18 protein-coding genes are annotated in these 22,161 nt (G+C 62.9%); 8 read left to right on the top strand and 10 right to left on the bottom strand.

The annotated features are described in order from the left end of the window. Window position 1: 1 nt before the first annotated feature. The 6 genes from H3V04_RS01715 to H3V04_RS01690 form a co-directional block, all read right to left on the bottom strand. Window positions 2-1,288, bottom strand: a complete 1,287-nt coding sequence (locus tag H3V04_RS01715; protein ID WP_198179273.1) for an HRDC domain-containing protein — start codon at window positions 1,286-1,288, stop codon at window positions 2-4. 348 nt (window positions 1,289-1,636) lie between these two features. Then, window positions 1,637-2,518, bottom strand: coding sequence for a pyruvate formate-lyase-activating protein (pflA, locus tag H3V04_RS01710; protein ID WP_198176555.1), 882 nt, complete (start codon window positions 2,516-2,518; stop codon window positions 1,637-1,639). 98 nt (window positions 2,519-2,616) lie between these two features. Further along, window positions 2,617-4,992 carry a formate C-acetyltransferase gene (gene pflB / locus H3V04_RS01705; RefSeq protein WP_198176556.1) on the bottom strand — a complete coding sequence of 792 codons (2,376 nt, stop codon included), beginning with the start codon at window positions 4,990-4,992 and terminating at the stop codon, window positions 2,617-2,619. Window positions 4,993-5,234: 242 nt separating this feature from the next. Further along, window positions 5,235-5,471, bottom strand: a complete 237-nt coding sequence (locus H3V04_RS01700; RefSeq protein WP_198179266.1) for a hypothetical protein — start codon at window positions 5,469-5,471, stop codon at window positions 5,235-5,237. Window positions 5,472-5,476: 5 nt separating this feature from the next. Next, the gene (locus H3V04_RS01695; protein WP_198187003.1) at window positions 5,477-7,150 is read right to left on the bottom strand and encodes an NAD+ synthase; all 1,674 of its coding nucleotides are present in this window, start codon (window positions 7,148-7,150) and stop codon (window positions 5,477-5,479) included. Window positions 7,151-7,239: 89 nt separating this feature from the next. Beyond that, window positions 7,240-8,934, bottom strand: coding sequence for an MFS transporter (locus H3V04_RS01690; RefSeq protein ID WP_198187002.1), 1,695 nt, complete (start codon window positions 8,932-8,934; stop codon window positions 7,240-7,242). A gap of 205 nt (window positions 8,935-9,139) precedes the next feature. On the opposite strand from H3V04_RS01690, the gene H3V04_RS01685 reads away from it, so the two are divergent. Genes H3V04_RS01685 through H3V04_RS01665 form a run of 5 tightly spaced genes read left to right on the top strand, consistent with a single transcriptional unit; the run spans window position 9,140 to window position 12,277 of the window. Beyond that, window positions 9,140-9,847 carry a TetR/AcrR family transcriptional regulator gene (locus tag H3V04_RS01685; protein WP_198187001.1) on the top strand — a complete coding sequence of 236 codons (708 nt, stop codon included), beginning with the start codon at window positions 9,140-9,142 and terminating at the stop codon, window positions 9,845-9,847. After that, window positions 9,838-10,209: a YccF domain-containing protein gene (locus H3V04_RS01680; protein WP_198187000.1), complete on the top strand. Its 372-nt coding sequence runs from the start codon at window positions 9,838-9,840 to the stop codon at window positions 10,207-10,209. The genes H3V04_RS01685 and H3V04_RS01680 overlap by 10 nt, the downstream gene beginning before the upstream one ends. 12 nt (window positions 10,210-10,221) lie before the next feature. After that, window positions 10,222-10,761: a peptidylprolyl isomerase gene (locus tag H3V04_RS01675; protein WP_198186999.1), complete on the top strand. Its 540-nt coding sequence runs from the start codon at window positions 10,222-10,224 to the stop codon at window positions 10,759-10,761. 12 nt (window positions 10,762-10,773) lie between these two features. Further along, a complete protein-coding gene (locus H3V04_RS01670; protein ID WP_198186998.1) occupies window positions 10,774-11,238 on the top strand; it encodes a very short patch repair endonuclease in 465 nt (154 codons plus the stop codon). After that, entirely contained in the window at window positions 11,231-12,277 is a 1,047-nt protein-coding gene (locus H3V04_RS01665; protein WP_198186997.1) for a Gfo/Idh/MocA family protein, read from the top strand. The genes H3V04_RS01670 and H3V04_RS01665 overlap by 8 nt, the downstream gene beginning before the upstream one ends. Window positions 12,278-12,310: 33 nt before the next feature. On the opposite strand, the gene H3V04_RS01660 is transcribed toward H3V04_RS01665, so the two are convergent. Further along, window positions 12,311-12,889: a haloacid dehalogenase-like hydrolase gene (locus H3V04_RS01660; protein WP_198176564.1), complete on the bottom strand. Its 579-nt coding sequence runs from the start codon at window positions 12,887-12,889 to the stop codon at window positions 12,311-12,313. A gap of 452 nt (window positions 12,890-13,341) precedes the next feature. Between H3V04_RS01660 and H3V04_RS01655 the strand changes: the two genes are divergently transcribed. Next, complete coding sequence (locus H3V04_RS01655; protein WP_198186996.1) at window positions 13,342-13,782, top strand: MarR family winged helix-turn-helix transcriptional regulator; 441 nt, start codon at window positions 13,342-13,344, stop codon at window positions 13,780-13,782. Window positions 13,783-13,913: 131 nt separating this feature from the next. Here H3V04_RS01655 and H3V04_RS01650 read toward each other — a convergent pair whose 3' ends face one another. Continuing rightward, window positions 13,914-15,311, bottom strand: a complete 1,398-nt coding sequence (locus tag H3V04_RS01650) for an MFS transporter (RefSeq protein WP_198187488.1) — start codon at window positions 15,309-15,311, stop codon at window positions 13,914-13,916. Between the two features lie 185 nt (window positions 15,312-15,496). After that, the gene (locus H3V04_RS01645) at window positions 15,497-16,891 is read right to left on the bottom strand and encodes a replication-associated recombination protein A (protein WP_198186995.1); all 1,395 of its coding nucleotides are present in this window, start codon (window positions 16,889-16,891) and stop codon (window positions 15,497-15,499) included. 269 nt (window positions 16,892-17,160) lie between these two features. Between H3V04_RS01645 and H3V04_RS01640 the strand changes: the two genes are divergently transcribed. Both H3V04_RS01640 and H3V04_RS01635 read left to right on the top strand, forming a co-directional pair. Then, a complete protein-coding gene (locus H3V04_RS01640) occupies window positions 17,161-18,669 on the top strand; it encodes an amino acid ABC transporter substrate-binding protein/permease (protein ID WP_198186994.1) in 1,509 nt (502 codons plus the stop codon). Window positions 18,670-18,755: 86 nt separating this feature from the next. Continuing rightward, window positions 18,756-19,481 carry an amino acid ABC transporter ATP-binding protein gene (locus tag H3V04_RS01635; protein WP_045936082.1) on the top strand — a complete coding sequence of 242 codons (726 nt, stop codon included), beginning with the start codon at window positions 18,756-18,758 and terminating at the stop codon, window positions 19,479-19,481. A gap of 10 nt (window positions 19,482-19,491) precedes the next feature. Here the strand turns inward: H3V04_RS01635 and H3V04_RS01630 are convergent, their stop codons facing one another. Then, window positions 19,492-22,095: an RNA helicase gene (locus tag H3V04_RS01630; RefSeq protein ID WP_232342415.1), complete on the bottom strand. Its 2,604-nt coding sequence runs from the start codon at window positions 22,093-22,095 to the stop codon at window positions 19,492-19,494. Between the last annotated feature and the right edge of the window lie 66 nt (window positions 22,096-22,161).

Genomic DNA, 22,161 nt, shown 5'->3' with positions numbered 1-22,161 from the left:
GTTACATGATAGCGCGAGTCAGGGACTCTGACAGGAGTGAAACCTGCCAGGGGCGGGCGCCCTCCTGACGCAGGAAGTCAGCCACATCCCGCTTCTCCGGTTCGTCGGTCCAGCAGAGGTTGCGCAGGTAACGGGGCTTGATCAGAATCTCGTCGGGGGTGTTGGTCCGGCGTCCCACTTCGGCCACCGCCTTGCGTGCTGCCTCCAGCCTGGCGAACCGGTCCGGGTGGCGGTGCCGCCAGACCTGCATGGACTTGGGGGCGTTGGTCTCCTCACACCGCGGCTTGGGAGGCACCGGCAACTCTTCGGCAGGCAGACTCAGTGCCTCCAGAATGGCCTGTTTCCAGACCGAGGGCCTCACCCGGCGCTGAATGGGGGCGTAGCGCTCGAACATGCGGTCCTGCTCGCCGCCGGTGTGAATCCTGACCCGCTCGTTCAAGGACCGGATGGCCCGGAACTGAGCGTTGTTGTGCGGCTTGAGCCTGCCGGCCTCGATGATGGCCTTGTCAGGCAGGAGGAGCGTCGGAGCGATGTCGTTGCGGCGGGCCAGCTGGTCTCGAGCGGTCCACAGCGAGCGGGCCACAGCCAGGCCTCGACGGTCGTTGTGCAGGGCGTTGATATGCGAGATATGCCGCCAGGGCTGTTCAGGCTCTGGCTTGGGGATTTTGCCCTGCTCCAGCAGCCAGGCGAATTCCTGCCTGGCCCATTCATCCTTGCCGTGACGGCGCAGGTCCTCCAGCTCGCGCGACCGCACCTGATCCAGCAGCTCCACGTCCAAGGCAGCGTAATTGCGCCAATCACGCGGCAGTGGGCGGTAGGACCAGTCTGCGGCAGAGTGCTCCTTGGCCAGCGTCAGCCCCAGGTAATGCGCGGTCACTGCAGACAGGCCGTAATGACCCAGGTTGAGCATCCTGGCTGCAAGCTCAGTATCGAAGAGCGATGAGGGCCTCATGCCCAATGCATGGAAGCCAGGCAGATCCTGAGGGGAGTCATGAATGATCCACTGGGCCCCATCAACAGCCTTATTGAATTCCGACCAGTCACAGCCCGCCTGCGTCAAAGCCGGTGGGTCCAGCAGGAATATCCCCGCCCCCTGGCGCTTGAACTGGACCAGGTAGTCGTCGTGGCCATAGCGGAAACCAGAGGCCCGTTCAGCATCGGCGGCCAACGCACCGCTCCCCCGGGACAGCATTCGACAGGCCCGGCGATATCCGGCCATATCGTCGATGACCGACGGCACACCCTGGGCGGGCTCTGAAAGCAGCTGCGTCTTAGGTTCCGTGGTCACCTGCGCTCAACCTCTTTTTTAGTTTGTCTTCCATCACGCCACCGGACCGACCGGCCCGGAAAACACACGCCTGAAAGCATAGTCCATGGCCTCAACCCGCTGATAATTCTTACTGAGCAGGCTTCGTCGACAGTTTATTGATTCACAGGATCTGCCATTCACGAAGCCGGGCATTCAGCGTGCCGGTCATTCAGCGTGCCGGTCATTCAGTAAGTGGGTCATTCGCTGATTGGGCTGCTGGCCTTCGCCCGAGCAAACAAAACTCCCCAGGACATCCGCCATGGGGAGTCACACAAGATATTCGGATTTCTCCTAGGTCCGCCCAGGAACCGGATTGGATTCCAAGGCTCAGTAGACCACGAAGCCGTGGGCCTCCAGTTGCTTCTTGACACGATCCTTCAGAGCCGCAGAGGGGCCTTTGGCATCCTCCAGCGGGTAAGGAATGCGCAGCTCATGCCACTTGGGCCGTCCAAGCTGATGGAAGGGCAGCACATCAATGTGCTCGATGGCATCCTTGAACTGTTCGCACACCCGAGCGACATTCTCGACGTTCTCCTCGGAGTCGGTCAGCCCAGGCACCAGCACGAAGCGAACCCAGATCTTGCTGCCACGGGCAGCCAGACGCTTGCCGAATTCGATTGTAGGGGCCAGAGTTCCGCCGGTCACCTTCTTGTAGGTGGCCTCGTCGCCGGATTTGACATCCAGCAGGCACAGGTCGATATCGTCAATCATGGCATCGGTGTAGTTGCGATTGAGGAAACCCGAGGTGTCCAGGCAGGTGTGGACGCCCATCTCCTTGGCGGCTCGAAAGACACGTGAGACAAAGGCTGCCTGCATCATGGACTCGCCGCCGCTGAAGGTGATTCCTCCGCCGGTGCTTTTGAAGAGGTCCTGGTAGCGGGCCACCTTGTCGATCATGGCCTGCAGATATACGGGCTGGCCATCGCGCATCTTCCAGGTGTCAGGATTCTGGCAGTACTGGCAACGCAGGGGGCATCCGCTCATGAAGACGGTCATCCTTGTACCCGGCCCGTCCACCGAAGTGTTGATGTCCCAGGAGTGAACAAATCCGATGTCGCCCGTGCGCAGGGCATTCATGCGGTCGTGCCGGTCCAGTCCAATGGGCGATTCAAACCCCGAAAGGCCGCCCATCAGGGTCTGGCTCTGGTAGACCTTGGATTCCTTGAGCATGTGCGGGTGTGTGGTATGGAAGGTGGTGGTCTCCGTCATCGGATCCTCCTGAAAAAGACGAAAAGGGGGCAGGGCCTTGGTGCGCCCCGCCCCATGATTCACCGTCTCATCAACGGTTGACTATCGCACAAGGGCGATCAGTCGGTCACCGCGCCCTGGTGGAAGGTGCGGGAGATAACGTCGAGCTGCTGCTCGCGGGTCAGCTTGACGAAGTTGACGGCGTAGCCCGAGACGCGCACGGTCAGGTGCGGGTACTTCTCGGGGTGCTCGACAGCATCCTCCAGCTGCTCCTTGCGCAGGACGTTGATGTTGGCGTGGTAGAGCCCGTGGCCGTTGCCGGCATCCAGGATGCCCACCAGGTTGTTGATACGCTCATCCTCGTCGCGGCCCAGGCCGTCAGGGGTGATTGTGTTGGTCAGCGAGATGCCATCCAGGGCGTCGTTGTAATCAATCTTGCCCACGGAGAACATGGAGGGCAGCATGCCGTGCGAATCCATGCCGTTCTCGGGGTTGGCGCCGGGAGCGTACGGGGTGCCCTTCTTGTGGCCGGAGGGGAAGGACCCGGTGTTCTTGCCATACTCCACGTTGGAGGTGATGGTCAGAATGGACTGGGTCGGCACAGCGCCACGGTAGACAGGCAGGCGCTTGATCTGGCCCATGACGGTGGACACGGTCCACTTGGCCAGATCGTCGGCGCGATCATCGTCGTTGCCGTAGATCGGGAACTCACCGACGGTCTTGTAGTTGACGATCAGGTCGTCGTCAGCGCCCTCGACATACTCAGGAGTGCCCTTGGCATCCTTGTTGTAGATCGGGTAGACCTTGGCGTACTTGATAGCCGACAGGGAGTCAGCGGCGATGGACAGGCCGGACATGCCGCAACCCAGGGTGCGGTAGACCTCCTTGTCGTGCAGGGCCATCTCGATGGACTCGTAGTCGTACTTATCGTGCATGTAGTGGATGATGTTCAGAGCCTCGACGTAGGTCTCGCTCAGCCACTGCAGGGCCTTCTCGTAGTTGTCCTTGACCTCCTGGAAGTCCAGAGAACCGTCTTCCTTGGGGGTGACAGGCTTGATTACGTCCTTGTCGATGACCTGCATGCCGGTCATCTCGTCACGGCCGCCGTTCATGGCGTAGAGCAGGGCCTTGGCGGAGTTGACACGGGCGCCGAAGAACTGCATCTGCTTGCCGACCCTCATGGGGGACACGCAGCATGCGATGGCGGCGTCATCGCCCCAGTGGGCGCGAATGTCCTTGTCGGACTCGTACTGGATGGCGGAGGTGTCAATGGAGATACGGGCGCAGAAGCGCTTGTAGCCCTCGGGCAGCTTCGGATCCCAGAAAATGGTGATGTTGGGCTCGGGGCCGGGTCCAAGGTGCTCCAGGGTCAGGGTTGCCAGCAGACGGAAGGAGGTCTTGGTGACCATGGGCCTGCCGTCGTCGCCGAAGCCGGCGTCGGACCAGGTGGCCCAGTAGGGGTCGCCCGAGAAGATGTTGTCGTAGTCCTTGGTCCGCAGGAAGCGCACGATGCGCAGCTTCATCACGATGTTGTCGATGATCTCCTGGGCGTCGGTCTCGTCGATCAGGCCAGCGGCCAAATCACGCTCGAAGTAGACGTCGAAGAAGGCGGACAGACGGCCGATGGACATGGCGGCGCCGTCCTGACTCTTGACCGAGGCCAGGTAGGCCATGTAGGTCCACTGGACGGCTTCCTTGGCGTTCATGGCAGGACGGCTCAGATCCAGGCCGTACTCCTTGCCCAGGTTCAACAGCTGCTTCAGAGCCTTGATCTGCTCGGCGTGTTCCTCGCGGAAGCGAATCCAGTGCTCGATCTCTTCCTCGGTGAAATCGTTGCGGTAAGGAATCGAATCCTTGTCGGCCTTCTTGCGGGCAATCAGCTCGTCGATGCCGTACAGGGCCACACGACGATAGTCGCCAATGATGCGGCCGCGGCCGTAAGCATCGGGCAGACCGGTCAGAATCTTGTTGTGGCGGGCCAGCTTGATCCTCTTGGTGTAGACGTCGAAGACACCATCGTTGTGGGTCTTGCGATACCGGGTGAAGATCTTCTTTACCTCGGGATCAGGCTCCTTGCCGGCCTCCTTGAGGGCCTGCTCAACCATGCGCCAGCCGCCGTAGGGCATCATCGCGCGCTTGCAGGGCACATCGGTCTGAATGCCGACAATCACGTCGTCCTGAGTTTCGCCGGCAGGCTTGCCGTCAATGTATCCGGCCGGGAAGGCGTCAATGCCCGCCGGAGTGTGGGTGTCCACGTCGTAGACGCGCTGCTTGCGCTCTACGGCAAGGAAATTATCGTCCAGGTAGTTCCACAGGAACTTGGTCTTCTCCGTGGCCGGTGCCAGGAAGGATTCGTCACCGGTGTAGGGAGTGTAGTTCTTTTGAATGAAGTCGCGAACGTCGATGTCTTTCTTCCAGTCCTCGCCCTTGAAGCCCTTCCAAGCCTTGGCTTGCAGCTCTGCGGGAGAGACGGTATTGGTCTCAACTGCTGTCATAGTCAACTCCTTGTTGATATGGTCAATGGCGCTTCCTCACACCACTGTCACTTTCAAGTATAGGGTGCGCACTACCACGGGAAACCGAATCGTGACGTGAGCTATATCACACTGCGGGCAGACTCGCAATGGGCGCCACGCCCATATCTTGCGAGCTCGCCCGGCACACCGCCTGTGTCCCGATCCGTTCTGATTGCGTGGCCGACTGGTCGCCAACGCCGGTGGGCGATCCAGCGCGAGCTTCATCTGTCAGCTGACGACTGTCCCTGCTCAGGATCTCCCTCCCAGGCCTGCCGCCAACGACGGTCTTCCTCATCCCATTCCTTGTTCCTGCGCTTGGCGATCTTCCAGGCATCGAGGGCTTCCTGCCTGCTGCGGTAGGGGCCCATCCGCCTGTCCTGGGGAGACAGCTTGCCCTGCTCGGGTCTGCCGGTGACCGTGTTGAAGTACCAGGCCGTCCGCTCCTGTTCGGCACCCATGGCGATCACTCCCTGAAGGCGTTGGTGACGGGCAGCCGGCGATCCCGGCCGAAGGCCAGAGAGGTGACCTTGGGCCCCAACGGGTACTGGCGCCGCTTCCACTCGGCCCGATCCACCAGACGCATGACCGTGTCGACCGTGTCGGAATCGAAGCCATCGGCCAGAAGGTCGGCCCGACCATGGGCATGCTCGATGTACGCCTCCAGGACTTTGTCAAGCAGGCTGTAGTCGGGCAGGGAATCAGAGTCCTTCTGCCCTTGACGCAGCTCGGCAGAGGGCGGCTTGACAATGGAGTTGACCGGGATGGGCTCACGCTCGCCCTGTGCCTGAGCCTGGGCGTTGCGCCATCGGGCCAGCTGCCATACCCGCGTCTTGAGCAGATCCTTGATGGGTGCGTAGCCTCCGACCGCATCGCCATAGATGGTTGAGTAGCCGCAGGCCAGTTCGGACTTGTTTCCGGTGGCCAGGGCCAGAAGCCCCTCGGCATTGGCGTAGGCCATGACGATGACGCCGCGAATCCGGGCCTGCAGATTCTCTTCAGCAACCCCCTCCAGGTGCAACTGCCCTTGGAAGGCGTCGAACTCAGGGCCTATCGGCTGGACCACGTAACGCACACCCAGACGCTGGGCCAGGTCGGCAGCATCATCCCGGGAGCCTTCCGAGGAGTAGCGGCTGGGCATGGAGATGCCCCGCACATGCTTCCCCCCGCAGGCATCGGCGGCCATGGTCGCCACCAGGGCCGAGTCGATCCCGCCTGACAGCCCCAGGCAGACGCCGGTGAAGTGATTCTTGGCCATATAGTCCTTGAGCCCCAGCACGCAGGCTCGATAGACCTCCTCATCCCCAGGCATCTCTTCGGCCATGCAGGACTGGCTGGGCAGTGGGCGCTCCCCCCGTGCAGGCAGCGTCCACATGGACAGATCCTGCACGAACCTGGGTGAGCGCTCCAGCAGGGTGCCATCCTGATCCACCACGAAACTGCCGCCATCAAAGACCAGGTCGTCCTGTCCACCCACCTGGTTCAGGTAGAGCAGGGGTGCGCCGACCTGCTTGGCCCGGCGAGCCGCCAGCTCGTAACGGACATGCCCCTTGCCCTCCTCGAAGGGTGAGCCATTGATGGTCACCAGGAGGTCGATGTCCCGTCCAGCCAGGTCGCTGATGGGATCGCCCTCCTGCCAGATGTCCTCGCAGATGGCCAGCCCAATCCGGTGCCCCTGCACCTCCAGGACCACGGTCCTATCGCCCGGGGTGAAAATCCTGTACTCGTCAAAGACACCGTAGTTGGGCAGGAAGTGCTTGTCGTAGCCGGCCTCGACCCGACCCCGGTGCAGGACCACCAGCCGGTTGCGGGGCCGGTCCTGATCCGTATCGGTGCCAACGGTCCCCACGATTACATAGAGATGGCCCAGACCCTGCTCCTCAAGCTCCCCGGCCAGACTGTCGGCCCGAGACCAGGCGGCCCGACGGAAGCTGGCACGAAATGCCAGGTCCTCGATTGGGTAACCGGTCAGGCTCATCTCGGGAAAGACCACCAGGGTCGCCCCCCGCTCAGCGGCCTTTCGGGAGTAGTCCATAATAATGTCGGCGTTGCCGTCAAGATCGCCCACACAGGTGTCGATCTGAGCCAGAGCCACCAGCAGATCGCCATCCCGCCGCGGCTGTTCCTCTTGTATGCCCATACCATGATTCTAAACCGTGCCAGGGCCGGCCCACGGGCAGACAGTCCCGAGTGGGGACCGAAGCAGGAGAAGACGAGATTGCGGATGTCTCAGACCTTATCAGCACCAGCCTTGCGGGCGGCCCGGCGCACCAACACCGAGGCGACCAACCCCAGAAGAAGCAACAGGACTGCGAAGCCCATGGCCCACTGGGCGCCTTGGGTGAATCCCTCGGTCAAGGCATTGGTCACCTGGGGACCCAATGCTCCCAGCCGACCTCGGGTACCCTCAGCACGCAGACCGACTATGGCGTTTCCGGCAGAGGACTGAACCGATCTGACCAGGCCATCGGCCATCCGCGCCGAGATCCCCTTGAGGGCCGTCAGATGTCTTGGCAGCACCAGGCTCAGAGCCAGGGAGAGGGCGGAGCCGGATACTGCGGCGCCCAGGGCGGTCCCCCACTGACGGATGGTGGACTGGGTGGCCGAAGCCTGGCCGGACTGCGACACCGGGACACCGGAGAGCACCAGACTGGTCAGCTGTGCCGAGGCAAAGCCCAAACCAGCACCGTAGATGATCAGAGTCAGGGTCATGGGCCAGACCGGCACTGACCCACGCATGAGCAGAATAGACAGGGCCACACCGACAATCTCCATCAAAAGACCCGTCTGCACCGTGCCGCCGGCTCCCAGACGGGCTGAAACCACCCGGGCCAGACCGCCGGAAGCAACCGATCCCAGGGCCATGACACCCAGGATGGATCCGGCCCCCAGGGGACTCAGGCCTCTGGCGTTGATCAGGTAGAGGGGCAGGATGAACATGACCGCGAACTGACCGGCGTTGACGATGGCGGCCGTGAGGTTGCCCCAGCCGAAGGTGCCGATGGCGAACATGGACACGTCCAGGATGACCATCCTGCCCCTGCGAGCCCTGGCCAGCTCGGTCAGCGCAAAGGCGGCCAGCAGGGCCAGCCCCAGGATCAGACTGACCGGAACCGGCGACAGGGGCGCCGATGCGGACCAGTGCAGTGGGCCAAGTTCAAGTGCGGCGCGGGGATGCCACCAGCCATAGGTCTGCCCCTCGATCAGCGCAAAGACCACCAGGGCCGACCCCAGGGCCGAGAGGAGTATGCCCTTCCAGTCGGCAAGCATCCCCCACCGGTCGCCGGCCTGCCGGGGAGCGGACTTGGTCTCGGGTACGAAGACTGCGCTGGCCACAAGAACGATCAGTCCCAGGGGCAGATTGACCAGGAAGATCCACCGCCATCCGACGGTGCTGGTGAAGACCCCGCCCAGGAAGGGGCCGACCGCCGCAGCGGATGACATGACGGCCCCCCAGATGCCGAATGCAGTGGCCCGATGCCTACCCCGGAAGGTGGCGGACACGGTAGACAGGGTGGACGGCATGACCAGGGAGCCACCGATTCCCTGCACAAGCCGGGCCAGAAGCAAGATTGTGCCGGAGGAAGCCGATGCCGCGAAGACGGAACCCAGTACAAAGATGACCGTACCCACCTGCAGGATCCGTTTGCGTCCGATCATGTCCCCGAGCCGACCGGAAGGAAGGAGCAGGGCTGCCAGCACGATGCTGTAAAGGGCGGTCACCCACTGGGCTTGAGCCAGGTTGATATGGATGGCGGCGATAATGGAGGGTATGGAGACGTTGACAATGGACGAATCCAACACAATCATGGCCAGCCCCAGGGCCAACACCCAGAGGGCACGCCAGGGCGGTGCCGCCTCCTGAGACCCTTGGCCGCCTTTCTGACTGCCCTTCTTCACTTCCATGTTTGCCGATCCGCTCATCAGCTCTCCCCTCGCCCTGGTCTGCAATTTTTTGCGACTATACGTCGCGAAAAATCGTCTGGCAAGTTCACTCTGCGCGGACAAGCCGCAGGCTGAAGAGGCCCGGGCAGCTTGGCTCTGCTGGAAATAGGCCATATCATATGCCCCATGACCGGCCGAGCTCGATTCGTTGTCGCTGCTCCCAGAGGCCGGACCGAGGAGGACCATGCCCAGGATCCGCGAATCCACGCTCCAGGAGCACCGCGCCAAAACCCTCGACCAGATCATTGCCGCTGCCGAGGCCATCCTGCGCACCGGCGGACGCAGCCGGCTGACCATGGCCGAGGTGGCCCGACGCACCAATCTGGCCCGGAACTCCCTCTACCGCTACGCCCGGGATGCCGACCAGCTCTGCGACATGGTCATGGAGCGGCATCTGCCCGACTGGGGTCAGGCCCTGGCCCAGGCCCTGGGTACGACAGACGACCCGAGCTGGAAGATCGAGGTCTGGACCCGCACCAATCTGGAGCAGGCCGGACTGCACGGACACGGCTGGCTGATGAACCTCTACGCCGAGCAGCACGACGAGCAGTTACGCCAGGCCCTGATCTACGGCAGCCCTTCGAATCCCCACGAGCCCGCCCCAGGCAGCGATCGGTCCACAGACCGGCAGATCCAAGCCCTGCTGGACTTCCACCGGCAGGTCAACCAGCCGCTGATCCAGGCCTGGACAGCCCTGCGGCCAGCAGATCCGGCCATGGGCGTGGAGGTGACGCGGGGCATCGTCCAATCCGGCATGCGACTGATCGATGCCCTGGACCAAGGGCTTGAGCCCAAGCAACGGCAGAAACGACTGACCATCATCATCGAGAAGGTGACCGCCTGCGCCAAGGCCGTCACCGCCACCCTGACGGAAGGACCTACATGCGCCTGATCGGCAACATCTGCTGGCTGCTGCTGGGAGGACTGGCCATCGCACTGGCCTGGACCCTGGTGGGCATCGTGCTCTGCCTGACCGTGGTAGGCATCCCCCTGGGCGTCCAGGCCTTCAAAATGGCCAGACTGACCCTGACCCCCTTCGGCAGGCAGGTCATCTATGGAGGCGGGTTGGGATCCTGGCTGGCCAATCTGCTTTGGATCGTCCTGGGCGGTTGGTGGCTGGCTCTGGCCTATCTGGCGGCCGGGCTGGTCACCATGCTGACCGTGGTGGGCATACCCTTCGGCCTGCAGGCCTTCAAGATGGCCCGCCTGGCCCTGATGCCCTTCGGGTCCTCGGTGCGCGTCGCCGTCTTATGAAAGGATTGGGATATGAGCACAGTCATCATGCATACCTCAGAAGGCGACATTCGCCTGGACCTCTTTGACGACAAGGCCCCTGAAACCGTAGCCAACTTCCTGGATCTGGCCGCCGGCCGCAAGGAATGGACCGATCCCGAGACGGGCCGGAAGCGTCAGGATCCTTTCTATGACGGGCTGACCTTCCACCGGATCATCAAGGACTTCATGATCCAGGGCGGTTGCCCGCTGGGCACCGGCACAGGCGGCCCCGGCTACGAGTTCGACGATGAGATCGACCCCTCCCTGACCTTCGAGGAACCCTACAAGCTGGCCATGGCCAATGCAGGGCTGCGCCGGGACCCCGCCACCGGGAAGACCCATGGCACCAACGGATCCCAGTTCTTCATCACCACCGTGCCCACCCCCTGGCTGAACGGGCATCACACCATCTTCGGCCAGGTCGCCGACGAGGATTCACGGAAGGTGGTCGACAAGCTGGATGCCGTGGCCACCGACCCGGGCGACCGTCCCCTCGAGCCGGTCTTCATCAACAGCGTCGAAGTCCTCTGAGCCGTGCCGGGGATGGTTTCGAAAAAGACACCCAGCAGATTCCAGCCCGGCACACGCAGCTACACCATGTCCCGGATCAGGGGCACGGAAACATCAATAGAACGCCAGGTCCGGTCCTACCTCTTTTCGCGAGGTCTGCGTTTTCGCAAAAATGACAAGAGGTATCCGGGCCATCCTGATGTGGTTCTGCCCAAGTGGCGGGCCATGGTATTCGTCAACGGCTGTTTCTGGCACATGCATCAGGGCTGTGCCAAATTCTCCCTTCCCAAATCCAATGTGGAGTTTTGGACCACAAAGCTGACAAGGAACCGTCTGCGGGATCAGGAGCAGGGGGAAAAGCTGAAAGCCAAGGGCTGGCGGGTTTTCACAGTCTGGGAGTGCCAGCTGGATGCCCGCCATGCCCAGGAAACCCTGCAGAAATTGTATGAGGCCATCACAGCAGATGGCGATTCGAACGAAGGAGTCAAGAATGAGTAGATTGAACGGCAAGCGGCAAGAAGCTGAGCAGAAGGACATGCGGGTCAACTTCGCCATTCTCGGAGCCGGACGGATAGCCAACGCCCTGGCCAAGACGGTGGTCATGATGGCACAAGACCCGCAGTACAGCCACCTGGTGGCCCCCTACGCCGTGGGCGCCAGGGACGGGGACCGCGCAGCCGCCTTCGCCGAAAAATATGGATTCCAGCATTCCTATGGCTCCTACCAGGAACTCCTGGATGATCCCCAAGTGGATCTGGTCTACATCGCCACGCCTCACAGCCTCCACGCCGAGCAGGCCATCGCCTGCATGAAGGCCGGAAAGAACGTGCTGGTCGAGAAGTCCTTCGCCGCCAACGCCGACCAGGCCAGGCAGGTCATGGAGACATCCGAAAGCACCGGTCTGCTCTGCACCGAGGCCATCTGGACCAGGTACATGCCCTCGCGCTCCATCATCGACGACATCATCTCCTCGGGAGAAATCGGCACCGTCAGGACCGTGACCGCCAACCTGGGATATGTAACCGCGGGCAAGGCCAGAATGACCGACCCGGCCCTGGCCGGTGGCGCCCTGCTCGACGTGGGTGTCTACCCTCTCAACTTCATCGACATGGTCATGGGGCCCAAGCCCATTGAACGGGTCTGCACGGATTGGGTGCGCAGCCCGGAGGGCGTGGACAGCCAGAACTCCACGACCATTTTCTACCAGGATGGATCCATGGGCGCAGCGGCCAGCTCCATGGTCTCGGACAGCGACCGGACCGGCAACATCTGGGGAGACCGGGGTTACCTACAGTGCGCAAATATCAACAATGTGGAGTCCATCGACCTGTACGACGGGGACCACAAGTTGAGGAAGAGCTACCCCATCCCCGACCAGCTGACCGGCTATGAGTACGAGGTGGCCAGCTCCGCACAGGCCATCCTGGACGGCAAGACCGAGTGCGCCCAGATGCCCCACAAGGACACCCTGCGCATCATGGAGCTCATGGACTCCCTGCGCCGCCACTGGGGATTGGTCTTTCCCTTCGAATCATGAACTATCAGATAAAAGCCATGGTGACCAGCCTGCCTATTTGATGCGGCGAACCCGGCCGTGCTCGACCAGGTAGGCTCGCCGGGCAAGATCGATCATGGGCAGGTCGAAGGCGGAATCGGTATAGAAGGCGTCGATGGCCGTCTCCCGGCCCAGGATCCGCTGAAAATGCAGGGGCTTGTCGGGTCCGAAGTTGAGGTAGCCCACGCTCAGGGACTCCAAATCCAGGGTGGAGCCGATGCAGCGGGTGATGCCCAGTCGTCGGCAGGCCTCCCCCGCCACCAGATCGAAGGAGGCGGTCACCACCACATCGTCGGCCTGGGGGGTGTACCAATCCATGATCTTGTGCATGTTGGCATCCCAGAACTGGCTGACCAGCCGGTCCATGTCAAAGCCTGGACGCGAGGTCAGCCGACGCAGATAGCGCGAGCCCACCCGACGCATGGCCGAGTCCAGCTGCTCCAGGGTGACCCGACCCAGGCGGTAGCGGACGGCATAGAAGAGGGCAATCGGCAGGTAGTGCAGCACCCGCGGATCCCTGCGGGCAGTGAACAGGTAGAAGTCAAGCAGGCTTTCGCCATCGTAGATGGTGCCGTCGAAGTCCAGTACCCGCATGCCAATCCTTTCCAGATTCCGTCGCGAAAGGGGAACATTTTAGCATACCGTGGAGCAACGACGGTGATAATCCCCGACCTTGACCGGCTCTGCCCTGCTGGATGCTGACCTGTCTAGCCTGACCAAGTGAGACATTCTTTTTAGCCCGCAAGCCTTAACACAAGCCCGAAGCAGACGGCAAATCCCTGGATAATCGATGGTGAAAGGCTCCAAGCAGGATTGGCACCAGGGAAATCCCGGCTTGTCTCGCCTTTGCCTGAATCGTGGACCATCCCCATGGTGTCGACGGTATTGATATGATGAAAAATGCGTCGTCCGTGCCGGGCCGAGGCTAGGGAGTTGCCGGAAAAAGGCCTGGAAGGGGAAAGGCGCCTAAGGGGTCCATGCGGTCATCGAGCCAACCATGCCTGCAGAACTCTTCGATTTTCCTTACCAGCTAGGGGGCAGCAAAGATGTTGAAGAAGAGTCACTACCACAACCTGAGCAGCTGTATAGCCGGAATCTACCGGCATGCACGCAACGATTCCAGCCGGTACACAGGCGACTCCATCTTACGAGGCACCCAGGGTGATCTGATTGTATACCTCTACGATCATCCAGGCCTCAGCCAACGCCAGATAGCCCGGGACCTGTGCGTGGACCCCAGTCTGCTGGCCCGGGATCTGAAAGCCTTGAAGGCCCTGGGTCTGGTAAACCGTGAACAGAACCCCGCCGATCACCGTGTCAACATCATTGCCCTGACCAGGTCCGGCGCAGACATAGCCCGCAAGAGAATCAGGTCGGTCAACAACTGGTGGATCGACCTGTTCAAGCAGAATCCGGATATTGACCCCGAGACCTTCCAGACCGAGCTGCGCTGCGTCTACAACCGGCTGCTGGCCAACCAGCTCTGATTCCTCTTTGCTGACAAGGGACGCTTACCGAGAAAGGGACCCGACCGAACCTTTCGCCGCCTCTCGACGGCCCCAGGCTCGTGCCAGGCCCCTTGCTTTTCAGACTCTTTACGACCTTGCGCCGGCTTGTATCAGCCCACCGAACGGCCGGAGGTCTCCCAGCCCATCAGGCCTACAACCAGCATGGAGGCCAAGGCCACCAGGCTGATGGTGACGAAGATCGAGGTGCTCCCCCACTGGCTCAACATGGCCCCGATGAGCACGGGCATGAGCACATTGCAGAGCTTGGCGACGGCGTTGGCAATGCCCACGCAGCGGAAGCGGACCGTAGTCGGGAAAAGCTCGGGCGCATAGACGGCCACCACCGAAGACATGAGGACGTAGAGGCTGGCCATGAGCAGGATGCCCACCAGGATGGCTGTGACCTGGCTGGTCTGCGCTGCGTAGAGCAGACCGAAGACCGCCGTCAGCAGGAAGGCCGTGACGATGATCCTCTTGCGGCCGACCCGGTCCAGGAGCAGGGATCCGATCAGGCAGCCCAGGGGGGCGCCCAGCATCATCAGGGTGCTGATCCACAGGGATCCGCTCAGATTAATGCCCCGCTTGAGCAGGATGGTGGGCACCCAGGAGGTGAAGGCGTAGGAGCAGACGTTGGTGGCCGAGACCGCCACAGTAGCCACAATCAGGCCGCGAACCACGCTACCCGATGCCTTGGCAGGTGCCTCAACGCCCTCATCCTCGCCAGCAAGTGCTGAACCGCTGACGGAATCGGAGCTTGACCCTCTTCGGCCATTGTCGGCCTCCAGAAGCTCGACCACCTGGACGGCCTCGTCCATCCGCCCGTGCAGGGCCAGCCAGCGAGGGGACTCGGGGATGTCACGCCGCAGGTACCAGATCAGCGCCGCCGCCAGACCGATACCCACGAAGAGCGGCCGCCAGGACCAGCGCGGGATGATCCAGGCGCACAGGAGCATGGCCAGGGGCACACCGGTGTTGGCTACCAGCGAGACGATGGCGCTCCAACGGCCGCGATGCCGGATGGGAGCAAATTCGTTGACCATGGAGAATCCGGTGACGATTTCGGCCCCAAGACCCAGACCAGCCCCCAGACGGCAGGCCGAAAGGACGGCCATGTTGGGAGCCAGAGCGCCCAGCAGGGTAAAGCCTCCGAAGAGCAGCAGATTGATCTGATAGGCGGTCTTGCGCCCCCGCAGGTCCCCGACGAACCCGGCCAGCAGCGAGCCCACCAGGAGCCCCAGAAAACCCGCCGACAGGAAGAGGGAATTCTGGGCGACCGTGGACCATCCGGTGCTCAGCGCCGAACTGGCTACTGCGCTGCCCACATAGACATCGATGCTGTCCATGAGCATTCCCGCGGCCACCAGGGCCACGATCTTATAAAAAGTAGCCGATTCACGAGCATTGTCTACTCGCCGGGTAATCTCGCGGACCGCCAGGCCGTCCCCGGCAAGGCCGGGATTCTTGGATTGTTCGGATATGTCTGCATTGTCAATGACCGCTGTCGACATCGTCACCCTCGCGCCCGTGCATGAGGCAGGCATGCCCCATGCGTCCATGCCAGACCCGCCGACGGCGACAGGCTCCTTGTGGGAGCTTGGCGACCGTCAATATGGAAGGCCTGGACCCTGCGGCGTTTCGGTCATTGTGTGGCTACTCAACGTCTATTGGGTGCCAAGTATAGGAGTTTGGACGGTCATTGCCCAGACCCGGCGTTTCCCTCCGGCCCGGCGGCCCTGTCCAGGATGGCCCTGATGGCTTCCAGACGGGGGCCCAGCTGACGCTCATAGCCCCGATCATTGGGGTGGTAGTAGCGTCGTCCGACCAGTTCGTCCGGCATGTACTGCTGAGGCGCCACCGCGTCCGGCTCATCGTGGGCATACTGATAGCCCTCGTGGTTGCCCCAGGCCTTCATCAGCTTGGTGGGAGCGTTGCGCAGATGAAGGGGAACCTGGCCGATATGCCCGGCGTCCACGTCCTCCAGGGCCTGGTTGATGGCAAGGTAAGACGCGTTGGACTTGGGTGCGGTGGCCACGGCGATGACCGCCTCGGCCAGAATCAGCCGGGCCTCCGGCATGCCCACCATGGCCACGGCCTGGGCAGCCGCGACCGTGATCTCCAGCACCTCCGGAGAGGCCATACCCACCTCCTCGGCGGAGGCGATCATGATCCGTCGGGCGATGAAGCGCGGGTCCTCGCCGGCCCGGATCATCCGAGCCAGGTAGTGCAGGGCCGCATCCACGTCGGATCCCCGCATGGACTTGATGAAGGCCGAGGCCACGTCGTAGTGATCGTCACCCTTCTTGTCATAACGGACGGCGGCCACGTCCATGACCGAGGAGACCACCTTGGCACTGACCAGGGGTCGACGCGCACCCTTGGCACGAGGCCCGTCCTCGGTGACCGCCCCGGCCGCAGCCTCCAGAATGGTCAGGGCCCGGCGGGCGTCACCCCCGGCAAAACGCACGATTTGGTCCAAAGCCGCCGAATCCAGCCGCACCTGATCCTTGAGCCCCCGCTGGTCCTTGACAGCCCTGCGGACCAGCTTGGCCAGGTCCTGGTCGTCCAGGGCCTCCAGCTTGACCACCACCGAGCGCGAAAGCAGGGGCGAGATGACCGAAAAGCTGGGATTTTCGGTGGTGGCTGCGATGAAAGTCACATCCCGGTTCTCCACGCTTGGCAGCAGGGCATCCTGCTGAGACTTGGAAAAGCGGTGGACCTCATCGATAAAGAGGACCGTCTCCTGCCCTTGGCTGACCAGCCGCTCCCGGGCCTGGGCGAGGACCTGCCGCACCTCCTTGACCCCCGAGGTGACGGCCGAAAGCTCCTCGAAATGCCGCCCGGACTGTCGGGCCACGATGTAGGCCAGGGTGGTCTTGCCCACCCCGGGAGGTCCGAAAAGAATGACCGAGCTGGGAGCCGTCAGACGGTTGTTCGGGTCCGAACGGGCCAGTCGCTCCAAGGGGGTTCCCGGAGCCGTGACCTTGTCCTGGCCGACCACCTCGTCCAGGCTTCTGGGCCGCATCCTGACCGCCAAGGGCAGGGTGTGCTCCTCTGGGGGATCCGCCGCCTGGAAGAGATCATCAACCATCTGCAATACCTCATTCCTAGGGGCCCCTATGGCTCCCTGCCCTCACCAGCATAGGCCTGTGCCTGCCACAAACAGGAAGACGAACGCGCTAGACTGGAAACCCATATGGCCGTATCGCCCAGCGCGTAGTTGGGTCCCGGAAACACGGTTTGTGTACAGTTTACTGGTCATCAGCCTGAATATCTTCAGGTAGGCCCATGGACGGCAGCAAGGCCTGCCGCCTAAAAAAACCGGGACCGGCACAGTCGGAACAATAAGGAGAATCGCCAGTGATCGCCAAGCATGTTCGCCAGGGATGGACATCGGGTCCAGGCAGGTGGGCCATTGGCCTGCTCGCCCTGGTCCTGGGGCTCTCAGCCCTGATCGTCGCCCCCCTGGCCACGCCGGCGCAGGCGGCCGAGGACTCCCCCGCCGCTCAAGCGGTCCATGGACGCACCTTTCGTGTCGCGACCGACACCACCTTTGCCCCCTTCGAATTCAGGGATTCTTCCGGCAAGCTGGTCGGCATCGATATGGATCTGATCCGCAAGATCGCCGACATCGAGGGGTTCTCGGTACAGATCCAGTCCTTGGGCTTCAACGCCGCCCTCCAGGCCTTGAACTCACAGCAGGCCGATGTGGTCATAGCCGGCATGACCATCACCGACCAGCGCAAGCAGGTCTACGACTTCACCGACCCCTATTTCGACTCCGGCGTGCAGATGGCCATCGCCAAGGACAACGACCAGATCCACAGCTACAAGGATCTGCAAGGCAGCGTGGTGGCCGTCAAGACGGGCAGCGAAGGCGAGGCTTTCGCCAAGCAGCGTGCGGCCCAATACGGCTTCACAGTCAAGGCGGTGGACCAGTCCTCCACCATGTATGAGATGGTCAAGTCCGGCAATGCCCAGGCGGTCATCGACGACTACCCGGTCCTGGCTTACGGCATCGCCCAGGGCAACGGACTGAAGACCGTGACCAAGAAGGAGCCTGGCGCCTCCTACGGGGCGGCCGTCCGCAAGGGCGAGAACAAGGAGTTCGTGGCCGCCTTCAACGAGGGCCTGGCCAAGATGAAGGCCGATGGCAGTTATAAGAAGCTGGTCGATTCCTATGTGGGCCACTCCAGCAAGGGTGCCCCCGCCTCCCGGCCAGGATTCTTCGAGCTGGTCCGCCAGGCCTTCCCCTCCCTGATGCTGGGCCTGCGCAACACCCTGGCCATCACAGCCATATCATTTGTCATCGCCCTGGCCATCGGCATCATCCTGGGACTGTGGCGAATCAGCCCCAACCGGATCCTGTCCTGGATTGCCCGCATCTACGTGGCGGTCTTCAGGGGCACACCCGTCCTGGTCTGGGCCTTCTTCTTCTACCTGGGTGTCCCCCAGCTGATCGGCCACCGCATCAGCATCTGGCTGGCCGGCGCGCTGACACTGTCCCTCAACTCCGGAGCCTACCTGGTGGAGATCGTGCGCGGGGCCATCGACTCGGTGGACGTCGGACAGATGGAGGGGGCCCGCAGCCTGGGACTGACACGACGCATGGCCCTGCGCCGGGTCATCCTGCCCCAGGCCGTAAGGTTCGCCACGCCCTCCATCATCAACCAGCTGGTCATCATGCTCAAGGATTCCTCCCTGCTGCTGGCCATCGGCTTCGGCGAACTGCTCTACCAGGCACAGCAGATCTACGCGGCCAACTTCCGCGTGACCGAAACCCTGTTCATGGTGGGCGTCATCTACTTCGTCGCCATCAGCGCCCTGACCTGGATGGCCAATATGCTCGATAGGAGGCTGCATCGATGAACTTCGAGGACCCGGACATGGACACCGGACGACTGACCCGTCGCATCCGCCAGAACCAAAGTCGCCGCAACCAGGGAGAGTCCCAGATGGCCGTATCCATCCGCGACCTGCACAAGCGCTACGGCGACACCGAGGTCCTCAAGGGGATCGACATGGAAGTCAAGCCGGGCGAGGTCATCTCCATCATCGGACCCTCCGGCGCGGGCAAGTCCACCCTGCTGCGCTGCATCAACGCCCTGGAGATGCCGACCTCGGGCACCATCAGCGTCTACGGGATCGACATTTCCGATCCAAAGACCAACATCGACAAGCTGCGCGAGCACGTGGGCATGGTCTTCCAGCACTTCAACCTCTTCCCCAACATGAGTGTGGCCGACAACATCATGCTGGCCCCTCATATGCTACACAAGACGCCCAAGGAGGATGCCCGGCAGCAGGCCCTGGACCTGCTGGAGACCGTAGGACTTCAGGAGAAGGCGGACGCGCGGCCCACGGATCTGTCAGGCGGGCAGCAGCAGCGTGTGGCCATCGCCCGCGCCCTGGCCATGCACCCGGACATCATGCTCTTCGACGAGGCCACCTCGGCCCTGGATCCGGAGATGGTGGGCGACGTGCTTGAAGTCATCCGCTCCCTGGCTGAGGGCGGCATGACCATGATTCTGGTCACCCACGAGATGGCCTTCGCCCGGGAGGTCTCCTCCAGGGTGATCTTCACCGACGCCGGGATCATCGAGGAGGAGGGCACGCCCGAACAGATCTTCGGCCACCCGCAGAGCCCTCGGCTGCAGTCCTTCCTCTCCAAGGTCCTGTAACGCCTCGGGGCTAGAGGTCCATCAGTTCCTCGATGGGACCCACCCGGTATTCCTTGAAGACCACCTGGCCGCTCTCCTGGGTGGCATCCAGGTCCACGATGCCGGCGATGCCCCAGTCGTGCTCCCCCTCGACGTCGTCGAAGATCTGTTGGACCCGCCAGGTGTGCCCCTGGTGCTCGTCCCGGTCATCCAGGCTGAAGAAGTCCGAGGACCGGGCCTGGGCATCGGTCAGGATCCGCTCATGGTCCTCGTAGAGGTCGTCCAGTGCGTCGCTCCAGGCCCGCAGGCCGTAGCCCCAGTCCGCATCCAGCTCGGCCAGGGCCTCCGGCCGGTCGGCGGCAACCAGCTCCACCCGCTGGAACATGGCATTGCGCACCAACAGGGTCAACCCACGCCGGTCCGCCACCACCTGGTTTTCCACCTTGGGCGGAGCGGCATCCAGGCCGCTTGCGGCTTCGCCATTTTCAGCTCTGCCCGCGGCCTCCCACTCATCCACCAGGCTGGAATCCACCGAGCGCACAATAAGTCCCAGCCAGGCCAGGATGTCCTCCAGCCGCTCATCCATGAACTCTTCGGGGACCGTCCTGCTGAGCGCCCGATAGGCATCAGACAGATAGCGCAGCAGGGTCCCCTCCGACCGGGATATTCCGTAGCGGGCGATGTAGCCGTTGAAGTCCGAGGCCGTCTCGATCATGTCCCGCAGAACGGACTTGGGGTGGATCTCATAGTCGTTGGCCCAGGGAACATCCCGACGGTAGCGGTCGAAGGCCTCCCCCAGCAGCTCCTCCAGGGGCTTGGGCCAGGTCACCTCCTGCAGACGCTCCATCCGTTCCTCGTACTCCAGGCCGTCCTCCTTCATCTGCTGGATGGCCGCGTCACGGGCCTGCCGCTGCTGGGCCTTGAGAATCTGCCGGGGATCCTCCAGGGTGGCCTCGACCATGGAGAGCAGATTCATGTCGTAGTCAGGGTCCTCGGGATCCAGCAGCTCCAGGGCGGCCAGCAGGAAGGGCGAGAGGGGCTGGTCCAGGGCGAAATCCTCGGGCAGGTCCACGGTCGTGAAGTAGTCCAGGCCGCCGTCGGGGTTTCGTTCGGTCTCGATGACCCCGGTGTCGGTGAGGGTCTGGAAGATCTCGTCGGCCCGGTCCTGCAGATGCTCCTTCTGCTGCGGTGTCTGACGGGAGTCCTCGATCAGGTCCTCCACCCGTCTCCTGGCATCCCCGCCCTGGTCGACCTCGTTGAGCACCATGGCATGGGAGATCTTCAGGTGCGGCGTCAGGGTCTCGGGACGGGCCTCGATCAGCTTGTCGAAGGTGCCCTTGCCCCAGGTGACGAACCCCTCCTGGGGCTTCTTGCGTTTGATCCGCTTGAGCTTCTTGGGGTCGTTGCCAGCCTTGGCCACGGCCCTGGCGTTCTCAATCTCGTATTCGGGGGCCTCGGCCACGACCAGCCCGCTGGTATCGAAGCCCATGCGCCCGGCCCTGCCAGCAATCTGGTGGAATTCCCGAGCCCTCAGGCGACGCATCCTGTAGCCGTCGAACTTGGTCAGCCCGGTCAGCAGGACCGTGTGGATGGGCACATTGATGCCGACCCCCAGGGTGTCCGTGCCACAGATGACCGGCAGAAGGCCGTCCTGGGCCAGCTGCTCCACCAGACGCCGGTACCGGGGCAGCATGCCCGCATGGTGGACCCCGACCCCGGTGCGCAACAGCCGCTGCAGAATCCTCCCGAAGGCCGTGGTGAAGCGGGTGCCGGCCATGGCCTCCTTGATCCGGTCCCGCTGGCCCCGGTCGGAGACCCCCGTGCTGGACAGGGCCTGGGCCGTCTCCAGGGCGGCATCCTGGGAGAAGTGAACAATGTAGACCGGCGAATCCCCATCGGCCAGCAAGGACTCCACGGTGTTGGGCAAGGGGGTGTCCACATAGCGGTAGTCCAGAGGCACCGGTCGTGGGGCATCGGCGACGATGTCCACACCCACCCCGGTTTTGCGCTCCAGGTCCACGGCGATCTGATCCACGTCGCCCAGGGTGGCCGACATGAGCAGGAACTGCACATCGGGCAGGGTCAGCAGGGGCACCTGCCAGGCCCAGCCTCGGTCCGGGTCCCCGTAATAGTGGAACTCATCCATGGCCACGCAGCCGATATCGGCATGGCGACCCTCCCTGAGCGCCTGGTTGGCCAGGATCTCGGCAGTGCAGCAGATGACCGGGGCATCCGTGTTGATATGAGTGTCGCCGGTGATCATGCCAACACGGTCGCGACCCAGAACCGAAACCAGGTCGAAGAACTTCTCGGAGACCAGGGCCTTGATGGGAGCCGTGTAATAGGAGCGCCGCCCGGTGCACAGGGCGATGAAATGCATGGCCAGGGCCACCATGGACTTGCCCGAGCCGGTCGGGGTCGACAGGATCACATGGTCGCCAGAAACCAGGGAGAGGACGGCCTCCTCCTGGTGCGGCCAGGGGGTGATGCCCCGTGAAGCCACCCAGGAGAAGAAGCGGTCGTAAATCTGATCCTCGGTCAGGTTGCGGGGGCCTCCCGCCTCGGGGACCAGGTCGCCCAAGGAGACTGGTTGGTCGGTTGAGGCGGTTGAGGAATCAGCATGTTCTTGGACCATGTCCACCAGTCTATCCGGCCAGGCACACAAGTCCGGCCGGAGGCCGGCTCCGTCCAGGCAGCAAAG

It is taken from the genome of Bifidobacterium sp. M0353 (assembly GCF_016100645.1).
Lineage (GTDB): Bacteria > Actinomycetota > Actinomycetes > Actinomycetales > Bifidobacteriaceae > Bombiscardovia > Bombiscardovia choladohabitans.
This window is presented reverse-complemented; position numbering and strand designations above follow the sequence as displayed.